General features: G+C 71.1%; 16 protein-coding genes. 7 read left to right on the top strand and 9 right to left on the bottom strand.

What is annotated here, in order from left to right:
* Positions 1–31: 31 nt before the first annotated feature.
* Complete coding sequence (locus JIW86_RS23755) at positions 32–271, bottom strand: chaplin (protein ID WP_030845163.1); 240 nt, start codon at positions 269–271, stop codon at positions 32–34.
* 142 nt (positions 272–413) lie between these two features.
* Positions 414–905 carry a hypothetical protein gene (locus JIW86_RS23750; RefSeq protein WP_257555852.1) on the bottom strand — a complete coding sequence of 164 codons (492 nt, stop codon included), beginning with the start codon at positions 903–905 and terminating at the stop codon, positions 414–416.
* A 270-nt stretch (positions 906–1175) separates the two neighbouring features.
* Here JIW86_RS23750 and JIW86_RS23745 point away from each other — a divergent pair, with 270 nt between their 5' ends.
* Positions 1176–1589, top strand: a complete 414-nt coding sequence (locus JIW86_RS23745; RefSeq protein WP_215149174.1) for a rodlin — start codon at positions 1176–1178, stop codon at positions 1587–1589.
* Between the two features lie 83 nt (positions 1590–1672).
* Here JIW86_RS23745 and JIW86_RS23740 read toward each other — a convergent pair whose 3' ends face one another.
* On the bottom strand, positions 1673–2323 hold the full coding sequence (locus tag JIW86_RS23740; RefSeq protein WP_406366887.1) for a vitamin K epoxide reductase family protein: 651 nt from the start codon (positions 2321–2323) through the stop codon (positions 1673–1675).
* A 192-nt stretch (positions 2324–2515) separates the two neighbouring features.
* Between JIW86_RS23740 and JIW86_RS23735 the strand changes: the two genes are divergently transcribed.
* Positions 2516–3286, top strand: a complete 771-nt coding sequence (locus tag JIW86_RS23735; protein WP_257555850.1) for a DUF6227 family protein — start codon at positions 2516–2518, stop codon at positions 3284–3286.
* Between the two features lie 28 nt (positions 3287–3314).
* Here the strand turns inward: JIW86_RS23735 and JIW86_RS23730 are convergent, their stop codons facing one another.
* Together JIW86_RS23730 and JIW86_RS23725 are read right to left on the bottom strand one after the other, a co-directional pair.
* Positions 3315–4211, bottom strand: coding sequence for a hexose kinase (locus tag JIW86_RS23730; protein WP_257555849.1), 897 nt, complete (start codon positions 4209–4211; stop codon positions 3315–3317).
* Between the two features lie 25 nt (positions 4212–4236).
* The gene (locus JIW86_RS23725; RefSeq protein WP_416237590.1) at positions 4237–5853 is read right to left on the bottom strand and encodes an MFS transporter; all 1617 of its coding nucleotides are present in this window, start codon (positions 5851–5853) and stop codon (positions 4237–4239) included.
* A 63-nt stretch (positions 5854–5916) separates the two neighbouring features.
* Between JIW86_RS23725 and JIW86_RS23720 the strand changes: the two genes are divergently transcribed.
* The gene (locus JIW86_RS23720) at positions 5917–6858 is read left to right on the top strand and encodes a helix-turn-helix transcriptional regulator (RefSeq protein ID WP_257555848.1); all 942 of its coding nucleotides are present in this window, start codon (positions 5917–5919) and stop codon (positions 6856–6858) included.
* A 64-nt stretch (positions 6859–6922) separates the two neighbouring features.
* Here JIW86_RS23720 and JIW86_RS23715 read toward each other — a convergent pair whose 3' ends face one another.
* Positions 6923–7900, bottom strand: coding sequence for a sigma-70 family RNA polymerase sigma factor (locus JIW86_RS23715; protein WP_215149180.1), 978 nt, complete (start codon positions 7898–7900; stop codon positions 6923–6925).
* 195 nt (positions 7901–8095) lie between these two features.
* On the opposite strand from JIW86_RS23715, the gene JIW86_RS23710 reads away from it, so the two are divergent.
* On the top strand, positions 8096–8635 hold the full coding sequence (locus JIW86_RS23710; protein ID WP_257555847.1) for a GNAT family N-acetyltransferase: 540 nt from the start codon (positions 8096–8098) through the stop codon (positions 8633–8635).
* Between the two features lie 103 nt (positions 8636–8738).
* Positions 8739–9383 carry a Uma2 family endonuclease gene (locus tag JIW86_RS23705; protein WP_257555846.1) on the top strand — a complete coding sequence of 215 codons (645 nt, stop codon included), beginning with the start codon at positions 8739–8741 and terminating at the stop codon, positions 9381–9383.
* On the opposite strand, the gene JIW86_RS23700 is transcribed toward JIW86_RS23705, so the two are convergent.
* The 3 genes from JIW86_RS23700 to JIW86_RS23690 all read right to left on the bottom strand — a co-directional run bounded on the left by JIW86_RS23700 (position 9380) and on the right by JIW86_RS23690 (position 12641).
* Positions 9380–10168 (bottom strand): dioxygenase, encoded by a 789-nt coding sequence (locus JIW86_RS23700; protein ID WP_257555845.1) that lies wholly within the window; start codon positions 10166–10168, stop codon positions 9380–9382. The genes JIW86_RS23705 and JIW86_RS23700 overlap by 4 nt on opposite strands.
* Before the next feature lie 140 nt (positions 10169–10308).
* Positions 10309–11844 carry an MFS transporter gene (locus JIW86_RS23695; RefSeq protein WP_215149183.1) on the bottom strand — a complete coding sequence of 512 codons (1536 nt, stop codon included), beginning with the start codon at positions 11842–11844 and terminating at the stop codon, positions 10309–10311.
* Positions 11845–11915: 71 nt separating this feature from the next.
* Positions 11916–12641: a TetR/AcrR family transcriptional regulator gene (locus tag JIW86_RS23690; RefSeq protein ID WP_257555844.1), complete on the bottom strand. Its 726-nt coding sequence runs from the start codon at positions 12639–12641 to the stop codon at positions 11916–11918.
* Positions 12642–12889: 248 nt separating this feature from the next.
* On the opposite strand from JIW86_RS23690, the gene JIW86_RS23685 reads away from it, so the two are divergent.
* Together JIW86_RS23685 and JIW86_RS23680 are read left to right on the top strand one after the other, a co-directional pair.
* Entirely contained in the window at positions 12890–14167 is a 1278-nt protein-coding gene (locus JIW86_RS23685; protein WP_257555843.1) for a M6 family metalloprotease domain-containing protein, read from the top strand.
* A gap of 119 nt (positions 14168–14286) precedes the next feature.
* Complete coding sequence (locus JIW86_RS23680) at positions 14287–14685, top strand: TOBE domain-containing protein (RefSeq protein ID WP_215149186.1); 399 nt, start codon at positions 14287–14289, stop codon at positions 14683–14685.
* Positions 14686–14704: the final 19 nt, after the last annotated feature.

The raw sequence follows: 14704 nt of genomic DNA, 5'->3' as shown, positions 1-14704 counted from the left end.
CGGGGCGCCCACAGTCGTTCTACAGCCGACGTCAGTCGTTGACGCAGACGTTGCCGAACGCGGGGTTCAGCAGCGCGATCACGTTCACGGTGTTGCCGCAGACGTTGACCGGGACGTGCACCGGGACCTGGAGCAGGTTGCCGGAGAGGACGCCGGGGGAACCCACGGCCGCACCCTCGGCCGACGAGTCGGCGACGGCGGAGCCGGCGGCACCGGCCGCGGCGAGACCAGCGGTGGCCAGGACCAGAGCGGCCTTCTTGGCAGAGTTCATGGGAAGTGCACCTTCTGTTCGATGTTCTGCCCCGATCCGGGGCTCACATCGAGCGAAACGGTCCATCTTCCCTGACGACACGGTTCCGTCCGCGATCAGACCTGTTCAGCTCAATAGTCGTAACCACGGCGCGTTCCGGACGTTACGGAAGGTCCGGAATCCCCGGGACCTCGACGTCGGGGAGCTCCGGCACGATCTCCGCCGGGTCCGCCGGGTCCGCCGGGTCCGCCGGGTCCGCCGGGTCCGCCGGGTCCGCCGGGTCCGCCGGGTCCGGCAGCGCCGGCGGGGTGAGCGACGGCAGCCCCGGGATCTCCACACCCGGAATCTGCGGGAGTTGGACCCCCGGGATCTCGGGCAGCTTGATCTCGGGGAGCTTGATCTCGGGCAGCTTGATCTCCGGGATCTTAATGTCCGGCAGGCTGATGCCCGGCGGCAGGAGGGCCTTGATGGATTCGAGGATGCCGTTGATGAGGTCGTCGACGGGGCCCGCCGCGGCTCGCCGGCTGAGCGCGGCTCCGCGGTCGCTTTCCACGGCGCCCGCGGGGGCCGCCGCGCCGGACAGTATGACGACGGCGAGGGCCGACGGGACAAGGAGGCGGACGCGGCGGGCGCGGGAGGGCTTCGTGGGGTGCATGGATGTTCCTTCTCGTGGTCGCGCGGATACGGACCTGAGCGATCCGCTCCCTCACCCACCGTGCGAACACCTCGTACGGAGCGCAACCGGAGGCGGGCCGACTGCGCGCTTCGTACGGGCTTCGCGCAGGCGTCCGGGGGCCTCTCACCCGGGCCGGGGAAAACCTCGCGCCACACGGGCCGTTTGAGTGAAGCAGCGGAACCAACCTCCTGGCAGGGCAGTTGACCAGGGCGCTCCGTTAGCGGGCACTCGTGCGACAGAAGGATCAAGATGTTCAAGAAGATCATGACCGCCGCCGCCGTCACCGCCGCCGCGGTCGGCGCGGGCGCTGCTGCTGCGGCCCCGGCCATGGCCATCGGCAACGACAACGGGGTCAACACCGTCAACGGCAACGGTGCCCAGCAGATCTACGGCAACCAGAAGACCCACGGTGACCAGAGCCCGCAGCTCGGCCTGGTCCAGGGCACCCTGAACAAGCCCTGCATCGGCCTGCCGGTCAAGGTCAACGCCCAGTCCCTGTTCGCGCTGATCGCCAACGTCGGCGTCCAGGACATCAACGTCCTGTCGAACCCGCAGAACCAGCAGTGCACCGAGAACTCCACCCAGGCCAAGGGCGACGAGCCGCTCTCGCACATCCTGGACAACATCCCGGTCCTCTCGGGCAACGCCTCCGTCGGCAGCTGATCTCCGGGCCCCGTGCCCGTGGAGCGAAACGACGAGGGCCCCGGCAGCGTCCAGCTGCCGGGGCCCTCTCGCGTTCCGCGCCGTCAGCCGGTCCAGAAGTCCCACCACCGGGTGAGGACGAGCATGGCGATCACCCCGATGTGCAGGGCGGGCGGGGCCCAGCCGAACTCGGCGAAGAAGTCCCGTACCGGGCCGGGCGAAGGCAGGATCCCCGTACGGGCGTTGTACGCGGTGACCGCCCAGAACATCAGCAGCGTGGCCACCCAGGCCAGACAGCACCACAGGCAGAGCGCGTTGATCTCGTACAGCGACTGGACCATCAGCCAGGAGCAGAAGCCGACGCCGAAGAGGGTTCCGGCGTTCAGACCCAGCCAGAACCAGCCGCGGTAGCGCGCGCCGGCCAGCAGGCCCGCGCCGACGCACACCACGACGGCGTAAGTGACCAGCCCCAGCATGGGGTTGGGGAAGCCGAAGGCCGCCGCCTGGTCGCTCTTCATCACGCTGCCGCAGGAGACCACGGGGTTGAGACTGCAGGCGGGCTTGAAATCGGGGTCCTCCAGCAGGAGGAACTTGTCCAGGGTGATGACCCAGGAGGCCAGCACCCCGGCCGCCCCGGTGAGGACCAGCAGCCAGGCCGGCCCCCGTCCGGCGGCTGCCGCGGCGTCCTGTTCGCCCTCGTGCCGGGTGCCGGGCCGCCCCTGCCGGCGGGGGACGCCCACTGTGTTCGTTGCCATGTGGCCCATAGTCCCGCGCTTCATCACAGAGCGGGCGTAACCATGCCCTTCCGTACGGAAGTTGACCTGAAGGTGTGGCGGGAACCCCTGTTGCTTCCCGGACGTTTTACCGAACCCCGGACGTGATGTCAGAGCGAGGGGTTACGTTGAGCTTCCGCGAAGTGACAAGCTGCGACGGCCTGGAGACCCACCTTGAGCGATCCGTACGAGACAACCGAGGCGCACCTCGGCCGGCTCCTCGGCCGCGCCCTGAACTCCTTCGACCTGCCCGACAGGCTCGTCGAGCGCCTCGGCACGGCGCTCGCACACAGCTCTTCGCTCTACACCACCCACCACAGCCCGGCGACGGGATGCTGGCGGGAGACCCACCGGCACACCTATCTGCTGGCCGACGGCGGTTCGGTGTCGCTGTGGGAACTGGTGTACCGGGAGGAGGGCGACCGGACGGTCCGGCACGAGCTCTTCGCGAGCAAGGCGGAGACCTGCCTGGCGGTGGCCCGGCTGTTCGGTGAATCCCCGTCCGAGGCCGCTCTGGACCCGCTGCTGCTGCCGGGTGACGAGGAGCCCGACGACGATGTGGCGCTGCTGAGCGCGCTGTTCGCGGCCTCGGCGTCGACGCGACCGCACCGGGAGTACGCGGTGGAGCAGTCCGCCGACCACGCCCGGCGGGTGCTGCGCCGCGCGGAGAACGCGGACCGGCCCGGCGAACAGGTGGCGGCGCGGCTGCGGTCGGCGTACGCGCACCAGATCACGCAGTCCTTCGGCGGGCGGCAGTGCCCGTCGGGCGGGCGGGACGCCGGCTTCAGCCTGTACGAGCACGCGTTCGTCCTGCTCGACGGGGCCGAGGTCAGCCTGTGGGAGGTCGAGCACACGGCGACGCCGGACGGGCGGCACATGTGCGAGGTGTACGAGAGCGAAGCGGCCGCGCGCGGAGCCATGGAGCTCCGCGCGCGGGTGAGGTGACGCCGACGCCGGTTCGGGCGGCGACGGTTCAGGCCGTGGCGGGTGCCGACAGGGGGAGGTCCAGGGGCAGGTCCTGGGTGATCCGGACCGCTTCGGGACGCAGGTCCGAGGGGGTCGGCATGGTGCTGCCGGGGAGCTGGACGGCGGCCGCGCCGTGGGCCAGGGCCGAGGCAAGGGCGCCGGGGCCGGGGCCGGTGCCTCCCGCGATCAGGAAGCCGGCCAGGGCGGCGTCGCCCGCCCCGACGTTGCTGCGGACCGCGGGGGCCGGCGCGGTGCCGTAGTGGGTGCCCTCATCGGAGACCAGCAACTGGCCGTCGCCGCCGAGGGAGGCCAGGACCGCGCCCGCGCCCAGCGAGCGCAGTTCCTCGGCCGCCTTGACGACGTCGCCGAGGGTGGCCAGCGGCCGGCCGACGGCTTCGGCGAGCTCCTCCGCGTTGGGCTTGATCACGTCGGGGCGGGCGGGCAGCGCCGCCAGCAGGGCCGGGCCCGAGGTGTCCAGGGCGATCCGGGCACCGGCCTCGTGGGTGCGGAGGACGAGGTCGGCGTACCACTCGGGGCGCAGGCCGCGCGGGAGGCTGCTGCAGCAGGCGATCCAGGCGGAGCCGCCGGAGCAGGTCCGGACCGTGTCCAGGAGCAGCGCGGCTTCCCCGGGGGTGAGTTCGGGGCCGACGGCGTTGATCTTGGTGAGGGTGCCGTCCGGTTCGGCGAGGGAGATGTTCGCGCGGGTCTCGCCGGTGATCGTGACGGCGGTGACGTCCACGCCCTGAGCCACGAGGAGTTCGGGGTCGATGCCGGTGTGGTCGGCGAGCCGGGCGGCGGTCGTCTCGCGCTCGGTGAGGTCCGGTTCGAAGTCGAGGCGGCCGGCCGGAATGGCCCCGCCGTGAAACAAAGAGAAACGGACATGCCCGCCAACAAAGGCGGGCATGTCCGTGAAGTGGGGCCGGAAGACCTCAGACGGCCGGGACCTTCTCCTGGACCGTGGCCGGGTGCTCCGAGCCGCCCTCGCGCTGCTCCATCGGGATCGACTTGCGCGGCAGCGCGAACATCACCGCGAAGATCAGGACCATGACGGCCACGACCCACCACAGCGCACCGCGGAAGGCCTCGGTGTACGGCGCCCCGAGGACCATGTCGTCGTCGATGAGCCCGAAGAAGACGACGGAGGTCAGGCCGAGGCCGAGCGCATTGCCCATCTGCTGGGTGGTGTTGATCAGGCCCGAGGCCGATCCGGCGTGCTCGCGGGGCACCTCGGACAGCACGGTGTCGGTGATCGGGGCCACGATGAGCCCCATGCCGATGCCCATGATCACCAGCGGCGCCGCCATCTGCCAGGAGGCGATCTCCATCCCGTAGCGCTGCGACTCCCAGATGTAGAGGAGCAGACCCGCGGCCATGGTCAGCGCGCCCGCCTGGAGCACCTTGCGGCCGAAGCGCGGGACGAGCTTCTGGACCGAGAGGCCCGCGGCAGCCGAGACGCCGAGGGAGAACGGGATGCCGGTGGCGCCGGCGCGCAGCGCGCTCCAGCCGAGGCCCATCTGCATGTACAGCGTCCAGACCAGGAAGAAGATGCCGGTCGCGATGCCGAAGGTCAGCTGGACGGCGACACCGCCGGCGAAGCTCTTGATCTTGAAGAGGGAGAGCTCGACGAGCGGGGAGCCATCCTTCTTGATCTTGTACTTCTCGTACGCGATGAACCCGGCGAAGACGGCCGGCGCGGCGCCCATGGCCACGAAGCCCCACAGCGGCCAGTCGTTCTCCCGGCCGTGGGTGAGCGGGAAGATCAGCATGACCAGGCCGAGGGTCGCGAGCACGACACCGACCAGGTCGAGGCGCAGCGCCTGCGGGGCCTTGGACTCGGTGATGAACTTGCGGCCCATGAGTACGCCCGCGATGCCGACCGGCAGGTTGATCAGGAAGATCGGGCGCCATTCGAGGCCGAACAGGTTCCACTCGGTGAGCAGCGCGCCGAGCATCGGGCCCGAGACGGCACCGAGACCCACGACCGCACCGAACATGCCGAAGGCCTTACCGCGCTCGTGCGGCGGGAAGGTGGCGTGGATGATCGCCAGCACCTGCGGCACCATCATGGCCGCCATGCCGCCCTGGAGGATGCGGGAGGCGACGAGCATCGAGGGGTTCGCGGCGATGCCGCAGAGCAGCGAGGCGGCCGTGAAGCCCGCGATGCCGATGAGGAAGAGGCGCTTGCGGCCGAAGATGTCGCCGAGGCGGCCGCCGGTGATCAGGCCCGCGGCGAACGCGAGGGCGTAGCCGGCGGTTATCCACTGGACGGCGCTGGTGGAGGCGCCGAAGTTCTGGCGCATGCTGGGTATCGCGATGTTGACGATCGTGACGTCGACCAGGTCCATGAAGGCCGCGGTCATCACGATGGCGAGCGCCAGCCAGCGGCGGCGGTCGGCCGGTCCTTCGCCGGGGGCGTGCCCGGGAGCGTGCCCGGGGGCTTCGTGCGACGCTTCACCGTCGCCACGTGCTTCTGCGAGTGCGTTCCGCTCTTCTTGTGCGGGCCCGTTCTCTCTTTCGGGCGATGTCTTGGACGTCTCGGTGCTCATGGAGAGAAACCTAGACGGCATGTAGGTCAGTCGGTGTCCTATTTCGCTGGCAACCTGGAATGCATGACCGACACCCCGGCGCGGCTGCTCTCCTTGCTGTCCATCCTGCAGACCCCGCGCGAATGGCCCGGGAGCGAGCTCGCGGAGCGGCTGCGGGTGAGCCCCCGCACGATCCGGCGCGACATCGAGCGGCTGCGGGACCTGGGCTACCCGGTCGAGGCCACGCTGGGGGCGGAGGGCGGCTACCGGCTGGTGGCGGGGGCGGCGATGCCGCCGCTGCTCCTCGATGACGAGGAGGCGGTGGCGATCGCGGTGGGGCTGCGGGCGGGCGCCGGGCACGCGATCGAGGGGGTGGAGGAGGCCTCCGTACGGGCCCTGGCCAAGCTGGAGCAGGTGCTTCCGTCGCGGCTGCGGCACCGGGTGGGCGCGCTGCAGTCGGCCACGGTCGCGCTGACCCGGGGCGACGGGCCGAGCGTGGACCCGGGGACGCTGACGACGATGGCCTCGGCGGTGGCGGGGCCGGAGCGGCTGCGGTTCGCGTACGAGGCGCGGGACGGCGCCCGGTCCCGGCGGCTGGTGGAGCCGTACCGGCTGGTGAGCGCGGGGAGCCGCTGGTACCTGGTCGCCTACGACCTGGAGCGCGGGGACTGGCGGACCTTCCGGGTGGACCGGGTGGGCGAGGCCTTCGCGACCGGGACCCGGTTCGCGCCGCGGGAGCTGCCGATGGATGCGCGGGAGTTCGTGCGCAGGGGGCTGCGGGGCCGGCAGACGTACGCCGTGGAGGTCACCTTCGCGGCGGGCCGCGCGGAGCTGCCGGAGTGGCTGCGGGAGGCGGCCGCTCCGGGCGCGGGCGACGACGGCACGCGGGTCCGCTTCGAGAGCGGGGACGCTCCGGAGTGGCTGGTGGCGCGGCTGGCCATGACGGGACTGCCGTTCACGGTGCAGGCCCCGGCCGCGCTGTCCACGGCGGCGCACGCACTGGCCGCGCGGCTGGCCGGGGCGTAGGGAGCCCCGGCACCTGGGGGGGATAGGCACCGGGGCTCGTCCGGGGGGCTGCGACGCGGGCCGGTCAGGCCACGGCGTCGAAGCCGGTGTCGCGCGCCATCCGCTTCAGCTCCAGGAGGGCGTGCTTCTCGATCTGGCGGATTCGCTCGCGGGTCAGGCCGTGCTGCTTGCCGACCTCCGTCAGGGTGCGCTCGCGGCCGTCGTCGATGCCGTACCGCATCTTGATGATCGACGCGGTGCGCTGGTCGAGCTTGCCGAGCAGGTCCTCCAGCTCCTCGCTGCGCAGCAGCGAGAGCACGGACTGCTCCGGCGAGATGGCGGAGGTGTCCTCGAGGAGGTCGCCGAACTGCGTGTCGCCGTCGTCGTCCACGGACATGTTGAGGCTGACCGGGTCGCGCGCCCAGTCCAGTACGTCGCCCACGCGCTTCTCCGTCGAGTCCAGCTCGGCGGCGACCTCGGCGTGCTCCGGGTCCCGGCCGTGCTCGCGGTTGAACTCGCGCTGGACGCGGCGGATCCGGCCGAGCTCCTCGACCAGGTGGACGGGGAGGCGGATGGTGCGGGACTGGTCGGCGATGGAGCGGGTGATGGCCTGGCGGATCCACCACGTGGCGTACGTGGAGAACTTGAAGCCCTTGGCGTAGTCGAACTTCTCGACCGCGCGGACCAGGCCGGCGTTGCCCTCCTGGATGAGGTCGAGGAGCGGCAGGCCGCTGCGCGGGTAGCGGCGGGCGACGGCCACCACGAGGCGCAGGTTGGAGCGGATGAAGACTTCCTTGGCGCGCTCGCCCTCGGCGGCCAGCGCCTCGAGCTCCTCGCGGGAAGGTGTCGTGCCCTCGCGCTCTATGACTCCGTCGAGGAGCTGCTGGGCGTACACGCCCGCCTCGATGATCTGGGACAGCTCCACTTCCTTGGCGGCGTCGAGCAGCGGGGTGCGCGCGATCTCGTCCAGGTACATGCCGACCAGGTCGCGGTCTGCGATCTCCCCGCCCACAGCGCGGGCGCTGCTCGTGGACTGACGACGGGCGACGGCGCGGGTTGCCATGCGTGCTCCCTTGCGATGAGTTCGGTCGCGGTGCGGCTGCCGGACGGCCACCCTGGCGGGGTGGTGCGTCCCCGGACACTCTCCCGAGTGCCCGCTTCCGAAGGAAACAACGACTGGAATCGGGACAGAATTCCCACGTTGCCCCCTCTTTTCCGAGATCTTGCAGTATCCTGCCCCGCCACGAGAGGGGGCAGTGTGCCGCAAGAACACGAAGAGGTGCAGGTCAGGCCCGGAACGGAGGCCGACCTGGCAGCGCTCACGGATGTGTACAACCACTACGTCCGCGAGACCGCCGTCACCTTCGACACGGCCGTCTTCACCCCGGAACAGCGCCGCCCATGGCTGCACTCCCACCCTGAAGACGGCCCGCACCGGCTTCTGGTTGCCTGGACCGGCGATCGAATCGCTGGATACGCGACAAGCAGCCCTTTCCGCCCGAAACCGGCCTACGCGACGTCGGTGGAGGCCAGCGTCTACCTCGCCCCGCACGCGGTGGGCCGCGGCGTGGGCACGGTGCTCTACGACGCCCTCTTCACGGCGCTGGCCGAGGAGCCGGTCCACCGCGTGTTCGCCGGCGTCGCCCTCCCGAACGAGGCCTCGGTCCGCCTTCACGAACGCTTCGGCTTCCGCCGGGTCGGGGAGTTCACGGATGCGGGCTGGAAGTTCGGCCGCTACTGGGACGTGCGCTGGTACGAGAAGCCCCTGGGACCGGGCCCGGGCCACCCGTCCGAGTGAGGCATCGGCATATCCCTTCGGCATGGGACAGCACCTCCCTAGCGTCAGAGGGTCGCTTGTGCCGCCCGGCCGGCGACGCCCACACTTAGAGGAGGTGCTGCACATGACCGCTCTCGCCCACGAGACGCTGGAGGCCGTAATGCCGAAGGTCGCGACTCCCCCGTCGGACCTGGACGACGTCCTGTGGCAGGCATGGAAAGCCATGGAACTCCCCGAGGGCTACCACGCCGAGATCGTCGAGGGGTTCATCGAGGTGTCACCCACGGGTCGCTACTCACACGGTCGGATCGCCAATCGCCTGCGGGACGCGCTGGTCGTCTTCCTCGCGCAGGGCGAGTTCGTCGCCCGCCAGGACATGAACGTCATCCACAAGCGCAAGGTCTGGATCCCGGACGTGTTCATCGCCTTGGAAGACGCCGAGGAGCACGTCACCGAGGACGGTCTCGGAATCGATGCCTCCGCGGTCCAGCTGATCGCGGAAGTGGTGTCACCCGGCAAGGAATCCCTCGAGCGCGACCGCGAACGCAAGCGGCGGGCGTACGCGCGGGCCGAAATCCCGGTGTACGTGATGATCGACGACTACGACGGGCACGGCACCGTCAGCGTGCTGACCGGCCCCGTGCCGGGTGAGGCACGGTATGCCTCCGAGGTGCGGATGCCCTACGGGACGGAGGTGATCGTCCCCGAAGGGCCCGCCAAGGGGTTCACCATCGACGAGGCGATCACGGGCGCACTGCGCACGGCCTAGCCGAACTGGAGGGAGCGCTTCGAGAGGCCCATCCAGAAGCCGTCCACCGTGTCCCGGCGGGCGGCGAGGTCGCCGGAGGCCTCCGCCGCGCCGAGCGTGACGAAGAGCGGGGCGAAGTGTTCCGTACGGGGGTGCGCGAGGCGGCCCGACGGGGACTTGACCTCGAAGTCGAGCAGGGAGTCCAGGTCGCCCGCGGCCAGCGCCTCGTGGCCCCACGCGTCGAACTCGGCGGACCAGGCGGGGACGCCCGGGCCCGTGTGCCGCAGCGCGGCCAGGTTGTGCGTGAAGAAGCCGCTGCCGACGATCAGGACCCCCTCGTCGCGCAGGGGCGCCAGCTTGCGGCCGATGTCCATCAGGCGGCGCGGGTCCAGTGTCGGCATGGAGATCTGGAGGACCGGTATGTCGGCCTCCGGGAACATCTCCACCAGGGGGACGTACGCGCCGTGGTCCAGGCCGCGGTCGGGTATGTCCTGGACCGGGGTGCCGGGGGCCTGGAGCAGCTTGCGGACCGACGCGGCGAGCCGCGGAGCGCCCGGGGCCTCGTAGCGGACCTGGTAGTAGTGCTCGGGGAAGCCCCAGAAGTCGTAGACGAGCGGGACCGGCTGTGTGGCACCGAGGGCGAGCGGGGCCTCCTCCCAGTGGGCCGAGACCATCAGGATCGCGGTGGGGCGGGGCAGCTCCGCGGACCAGGCGGCCAGCTCGCCCGGCCAGACCGGGTCGTCCGCGAGCGGCGGCGCTCCGTGGCTGAGGTAGAGCGCGGGCATGCGGGTCGGGGCAGAGCTCATCGGGGCGCTCCTCGGGACGGGGGGGGTCGGGGCCGTGGTGCGGGGCCGACACGAAAAGACTAACCCCGCTTGGTTCAAATTTGAACCAAGCGGGGTGTTCAGTCATTCCCGGACGGGCACTCCCGTCGCCGTCGCCCCCGTCAGTGGGCGATCACCGGAATCTTGATCTCGGCGTCCTCGGCGCCGGAACCGGAGGCCACCGGGCCGCCCGCGCCGGGACGGCCGGTGTTGATCAGCGTCAGCGCGATGGCCGAGCTGGCGACCAGGATGCCGACCGCCCACCAAATGGCGGAGGAGTAGCCCTCGACCATGGCCTGCGCCTGGATCAGCTTGCCAGCCGCGCCGCCCGCCGCGGCCTCGGCCGCGTGGTCGGTCAGGTACGCGGTGGTCGCCGAGGCGGCGATGGTGTTCAGCAGCGCGGTGCCGATGGCGCCGCCGACCTGCTGCGAGGTGTTGACCATGGCGGAGGCGACACCGGCGTCGGCCGGGTTCACCCCGTGCGTGGCCAGGGACATGGCCGGCATGAACGCCGTGCCCATGCCGAGGCCGAGGAGCAGCTGCGCCGGCAGGATCAGCGCCGGGTACGAGGATCCGACCTCGAGCTGGGTCAGCAGCAGCATGCCGGTGGCGGCGAGCAGGAAGCCGGGGCCCATCAGCAGGCGCGGCGCGACCCGGGTCATCAGCCGGGCGCCGATCTGCGTGGAGCCCGTGATCATGCCCGCGATCATCGGCAGGAAGGCGAAGCCGGTCATGACGGGCGAGTAGCCCTTCACGACCTGCAGGTAGTAGGTGAGGAAGAGGAACAGGCCGAACATCGAGATGACGGCCAGACCGAGCGAGAGGTAGACACCGCCGCGGTTGCGCTCCAGCAGGACGCGCAGCGGCAGCAGCGGGGACTTCACCTTGGACTCGACGAAGACGAACGCGGACAGCAGCGCCGCCGAGGCGATGAACATGCCCACGGTCACGGCGTCCGACCAGCCGGCCGACTCGGCGCGGGTGAAGCCGTACACCAGCGAGACGAGACCGAGGGTGGACAGCACCACGCCGGGGATGTCGAGCGGTGCGCGGTTGCGGGAGCCGGCGGCGTCGCGGATGACCATCCAGGCACCCACGGCCGCGATGATCGCGAAGGGGATGTTGACGAAGAAGGTCCAGCGCCAGTTGAGGTACTCGGTGAGGACGCCGCCGAGGATCAGGCCGACGGCGCCGCCGCCGCCCGCGATGGCACCGTAGATGCCGAAGGCCTTGGCGCGCTCCTTGGCGTCGGTGAACATCACCGCGAGCAGGGAGAGGGCCGCCGGGGCGAGGAGGGCGCCGAAGGCACCCTGGAGGGCGCGGGCGCCCAGCATCATGGCCTCGCCGTTCGCGGCGCCGCCGAGCGCGGAGGCCAGGGCGAAGCCGATGAGACCGACGATGAAGGCGTTCCTACGGCCCCACTTGTCGGCGATGCGGCCGCCGAAGAGGAGCAGTCCGCCGAAGGCCAGCGCGTACGCGGTGATGACCCACTGGCGGTTGCCGTCCGAGATGCCGAGGTCGGTCTGGGCGGAGGGGAGGGCGATGTTCACGATGGTCGCGTCGAGGACGACCATCAGCTGCGCCAGGGCTATGAAGACGAGCGCCTTCCAGCGGCTGGGATCTGCGGCCAGCGGCGGTGTCGCGGCTGTTTTTGGCATGGGTGTACCCGTTTCACTGTGCGGAATGACTGAATAGACCGGAAAAACCTAGTAAGGAAGCTCTGGGTGTGTCACATGGTTTTCTGCCTCAGGTCGTCGAACGTGGCGGCCGAACCGGGCAGTTCGGAGCGGGCCGGGGCCCGCAACCCGTCGAGGAAGAGCTGGAGATGACGGTGGACGAAGCGGTCCGTGTCGAGGCAGGCGGTGCCGGGGAGGGGGCGGCTGAGCTGGGAGAGGGCGACCACCAGATCGCCGACGCCGATGTCCGTGCGGACCAGTCCGGCGTCCTGGCCGGTCGTCAGCAGGGCCTCGACACCGGCCTCCAAGGCGCTGCGCACCGCGATGAGTTCGGGGTGTTCGAAGTCGAAGTCGCCGTCGAGCATGGTGCACAGGGCGCCGATCCGCTCGTCCGCGGCGGCGTGCGTGAACCGGCACAGCGCGGCGAAGGCGTCGGGCTCTTCGGCGAGCGCCGCCTCGGCCTGGGCGCTGACCCGCTCCATCACGTAGAGCACGACGTGGTGGACGAGGGTGGGGCGGTCGGGGAAGTGCCGGTAGAGGGTGGCGTTTCCGATGCCCGCCCGGCGGGCGACCTCGTCGAAGGGGGCCGCGGCTCCGAACTCGACGAAGGCCTCGCGGGCCGCCGCCAGGATCCGTTCGCGGTTGCGGACGGCGTCGGCGCGCGGGCGCGGGACGGGGCCCGCGCCGTCGGCCACGCACTGGACCGCGGGCACCGCCAGGTCCACGGCCGCTCCCGGGACGGGCAGGGCCGCCGGGGCGGTGGTGCTGGGGCGCTTCATTCCGGGGCCTTCCTGGCGTGTGATCACGTACGGCGCCCCGCCAAACGGGGAGCCGGTCCCCACTTCGTGGGACTCACGTACAAACGGGGATCCGCTCCCCGGTTATTTCACTCCTCCGTGTGACCTGAGTCACGCACCGATCCACGTTCGGCCTCTCCCGGCGCGCGGGCGCGCCGCACCCGTCGGAGGGTGACGAACAGAGCGCAGTCCGGAGAGGGCCGGCTGCCGCGGACCCGAAGGCGATCTTCATGTCGCAGACCGGCCGGCGGATACGCAGACCACGCCGAACCAGCGCGTACATCGCCCTGACCGCGCTGGCCCTCGGTGTCACGGCGACGGCGAGCACGGGGATATCCAGCCGCGGCCAGTCGGCGGCCGGAGCCGTGGCCACGACCGCCGAGTCGGCACTCGCGCCCTGCCGGATCGCCGGCACGATGGGCGTGCAGATGTCCGAGGGCCTGCCGACGCCGCCCGGGTACGCGCGCTCGACCGGCGAGGTCAAGGCGCTGAACCTGATGATCGACTTCCCCGACGCCAAGGGCGAGGGCACGGCCCTGGACCGGCTGGCGGAGTTCTTCCCCCAGACCTCCAACTGGTTCCGGACCAGCTCCTACGGCCGGCTCAGCTACCGGGCCGAGGCCCCGATAAGGACCTGGCTGCGGATGCCGATGCCCTTCGCGGCGTACGGGATCGAGCGCGGGTCCGCGTACGAACCGGGCTACCGGCAGCTCGTCGAGCACATCGCGAAGGTCGCCGACTCCGAGGTGGACTTCAGCAAGTACGACCTGATCAACATCCTGATCACCCCGAACGCCGGGCCGTCCGCCCTGGACACCGTCCTGTCGGTGACCTTCTCGGGCAACGGCGAGGCGCCGGTCGCCGACGGGGTGCCGCTCGCCAACACGTCCTTCGTCTACAGCCGTCAGGACGACGGCTCCGGCACCTACCGGGAGACCGGCTACCGGGTCCTCCCGCACGAGAACGGGCACATCTTCGGGCTGCCCGACCTGTACACCGCCGACGGTGGGAGCACCGTCGGGCACTGGGACATCATGAGCGAGGACTGGGGCTCCAACAACGACCTGCTGGGCTGGCACAAGTGGAAGCTGGGCTGGCTGGACAGCACGCAGATCAGCTGCGCGTCGAAGTCGGGCGCCAGCGACCACGTCCTGTCGCCGCTGGCGGTCTCGGGCGGGACGAAGCTGGCCTTCGTCCCGGTGTCCGAGAGCGCCGGGTACGCGGTGGAAGTGCGCACGCAGGCCGGGAACGACGAGTCCGTCTGCAAACCCGGCGTCCTCATCTACAAGGTGGACTCCGACGTGGACACCGGGCGCGGTCCGGTGACGGTGTCGGACAGCACGAGCACGAGCGGCGGCTGCACCCGGCGGCCCAACGTGCACGCGGAGCTGTCGGACGCGCCGTTCCGGCCGGGCGAGACGTTCACCGACGAGAAGGCGGGCATCAGCGTCTCGGTGGTGGGCGAACTGCGCAACGGCAGCTTCCAGGTGCGGATCATCCGGCCCTGAGGTTCACGGGCGGAAGCCCCCGGACCCCGGCCCGGCACGTCCGGGCCGGGCCGGGGGCCGCCCGCGTGGCCGGCGTACCGGCGGTCGTGCGGCGCCGACGCGCGTCTAGGGTGGGGCGCATGGAGTCCTACACCATCGGACAGGCCGCGCGACTGCTGGGCGTGAGCGTCGACACCGCCCGGCGGTGGGCGGACGCCGACCGCTTTCCCACCCGCCGGGACGGCAAGCGCCGCATCGTCGACGGCCCCGACCTGGCGGCGTTCTGCGTGGAGGCCGCCCAGGAGGCTTCTTCCGCCGAGGACGCGGACGCCCCGTACACCTCGGCCCGCAACGCCTTCCCCGGGATCGTGACCGGGATCAAGCTCGGCGACGTCGCGGCCCAGGTCGAGGTGCAGGCCGGACCGCACCGCGTGGTGTCCCTGCTGACCCGGGAGGCCGTCGAGGAACTGGGGCTGGAGGTCGGCATGCGGGCCACCGCCCGGGTGAAGTCGACCAGCGTGCACATCGACCGCGACTGAGCCGGCCGACACCCGGCCC

This window comes from Streptomyces sp. NBC_00162, assembly GCF_024611995.1.
Taxonomy (GTDB): domain Bacteria; phylum Actinomycetota; class Actinomycetes; order Streptomycetales; family Streptomycetaceae; genus Streptomyces.
The sequence above is the reverse complement of the archived record's forward strand: the minus strand, read 5'-3'. Positions and strand labels throughout refer to the sequence as shown.

Excerpts from the sequence above, each read along its gene's own strand:
- JIW86_RS23695 (WP_215149183.1), bottom strand. The coding sequence starts at position 11,844 with ATGCCAAAAACAGCCGCGACACCGCCGCTGGCCGCAGATCCCAGCCGC.
- JIW86_RS23745 (WP_215149174.1), top strand. The coding sequence starts at position 1,176 with ATGTTCAAGAAGATCATGACCGCCGCCGCCGTCACCGCCGCCGCGGTC.
- JIW86_RS23715 (WP_215149180.1), bottom strand. The coding sequence starts at position 7,900 with ATGGCAACCCGCGCCGTCGCCCGTCGTCAGTCCACGAGCAGCGCCCGC.
- JIW86_RS23680 (WP_215149186.1), top strand. The coding sequence starts at position 14,287 with ATGGAGTCCTACACCATCGGACAGGCCGCGCGACTGCTGGGCGTGAGC.
- JIW86_RS23690 (WP_257555844.1), bottom strand. The coding sequence starts at position 12,641 with ATGAAGCGCCCCAGCACCACCGCCCCGGCGGCCCTGCCCGTCCCGGGA.
- JIW86_RS23750 (WP_257555852.1), bottom strand. The coding sequence starts at position 905 with ATGCACCCCACGAAGCCCTCCCGCGCCCGCCGCGTCCGCCTCCTTGTC.
- JIW86_RS23705 (WP_257555846.1), top strand. The coding sequence starts at position 8,739 with ATGACCGCTCTCGCCCACGAGACGCTGGAGGCCGTAATGCCGAAGGTC.
- JIW86_RS23740 (WP_406366887.1), bottom strand. The coding sequence starts at position 2,323 with ATGGCAACGAACACAGTGGGCGTCCCCCGCCGGCAGGGGCGGCCCGGC.
- JIW86_RS23755 (WP_030845163.1), bottom strand. The coding sequence starts at position 271 with ATGAACTCTGCCAAGAAGGCCGCTCTGGTCCTGGCCACCGCTGGTCTC.
- JIW86_RS23725 (WP_416237590.1), bottom strand. The coding sequence starts at position 5,853 with ATGAGCACCGAGACGTCCAAGACATCGCCCGAAAGAGAGAACGGGCCC.
- JIW86_RS23720 (WP_257555848.1), top strand. The coding sequence starts at position 5,917 with ATGACCGACACCCCGGCGCGGCTGCTCTCCTTGCTGTCCATCCTGCAG.
- JIW86_RS23685 (WP_257555843.1), top strand. The coding sequence starts at position 12,890 with ATGTCGCAGACCGGCCGGCGGATACGCAGACCACGCCGAACCAGCGCG.
- JIW86_RS23730 (WP_257555849.1), bottom strand. The coding sequence starts at position 4,211 with ATGCCCGCCTTTGTTGGCGGGCATGTCCGTTTCTCTTTGTTTCACGGC.
- JIW86_RS23700 (WP_257555845.1), bottom strand. The coding sequence starts at position 10,168 with ATGAGCTCTGCCCCGACCCGCATGCCCGCGCTCTACCTCAGCCACGGA.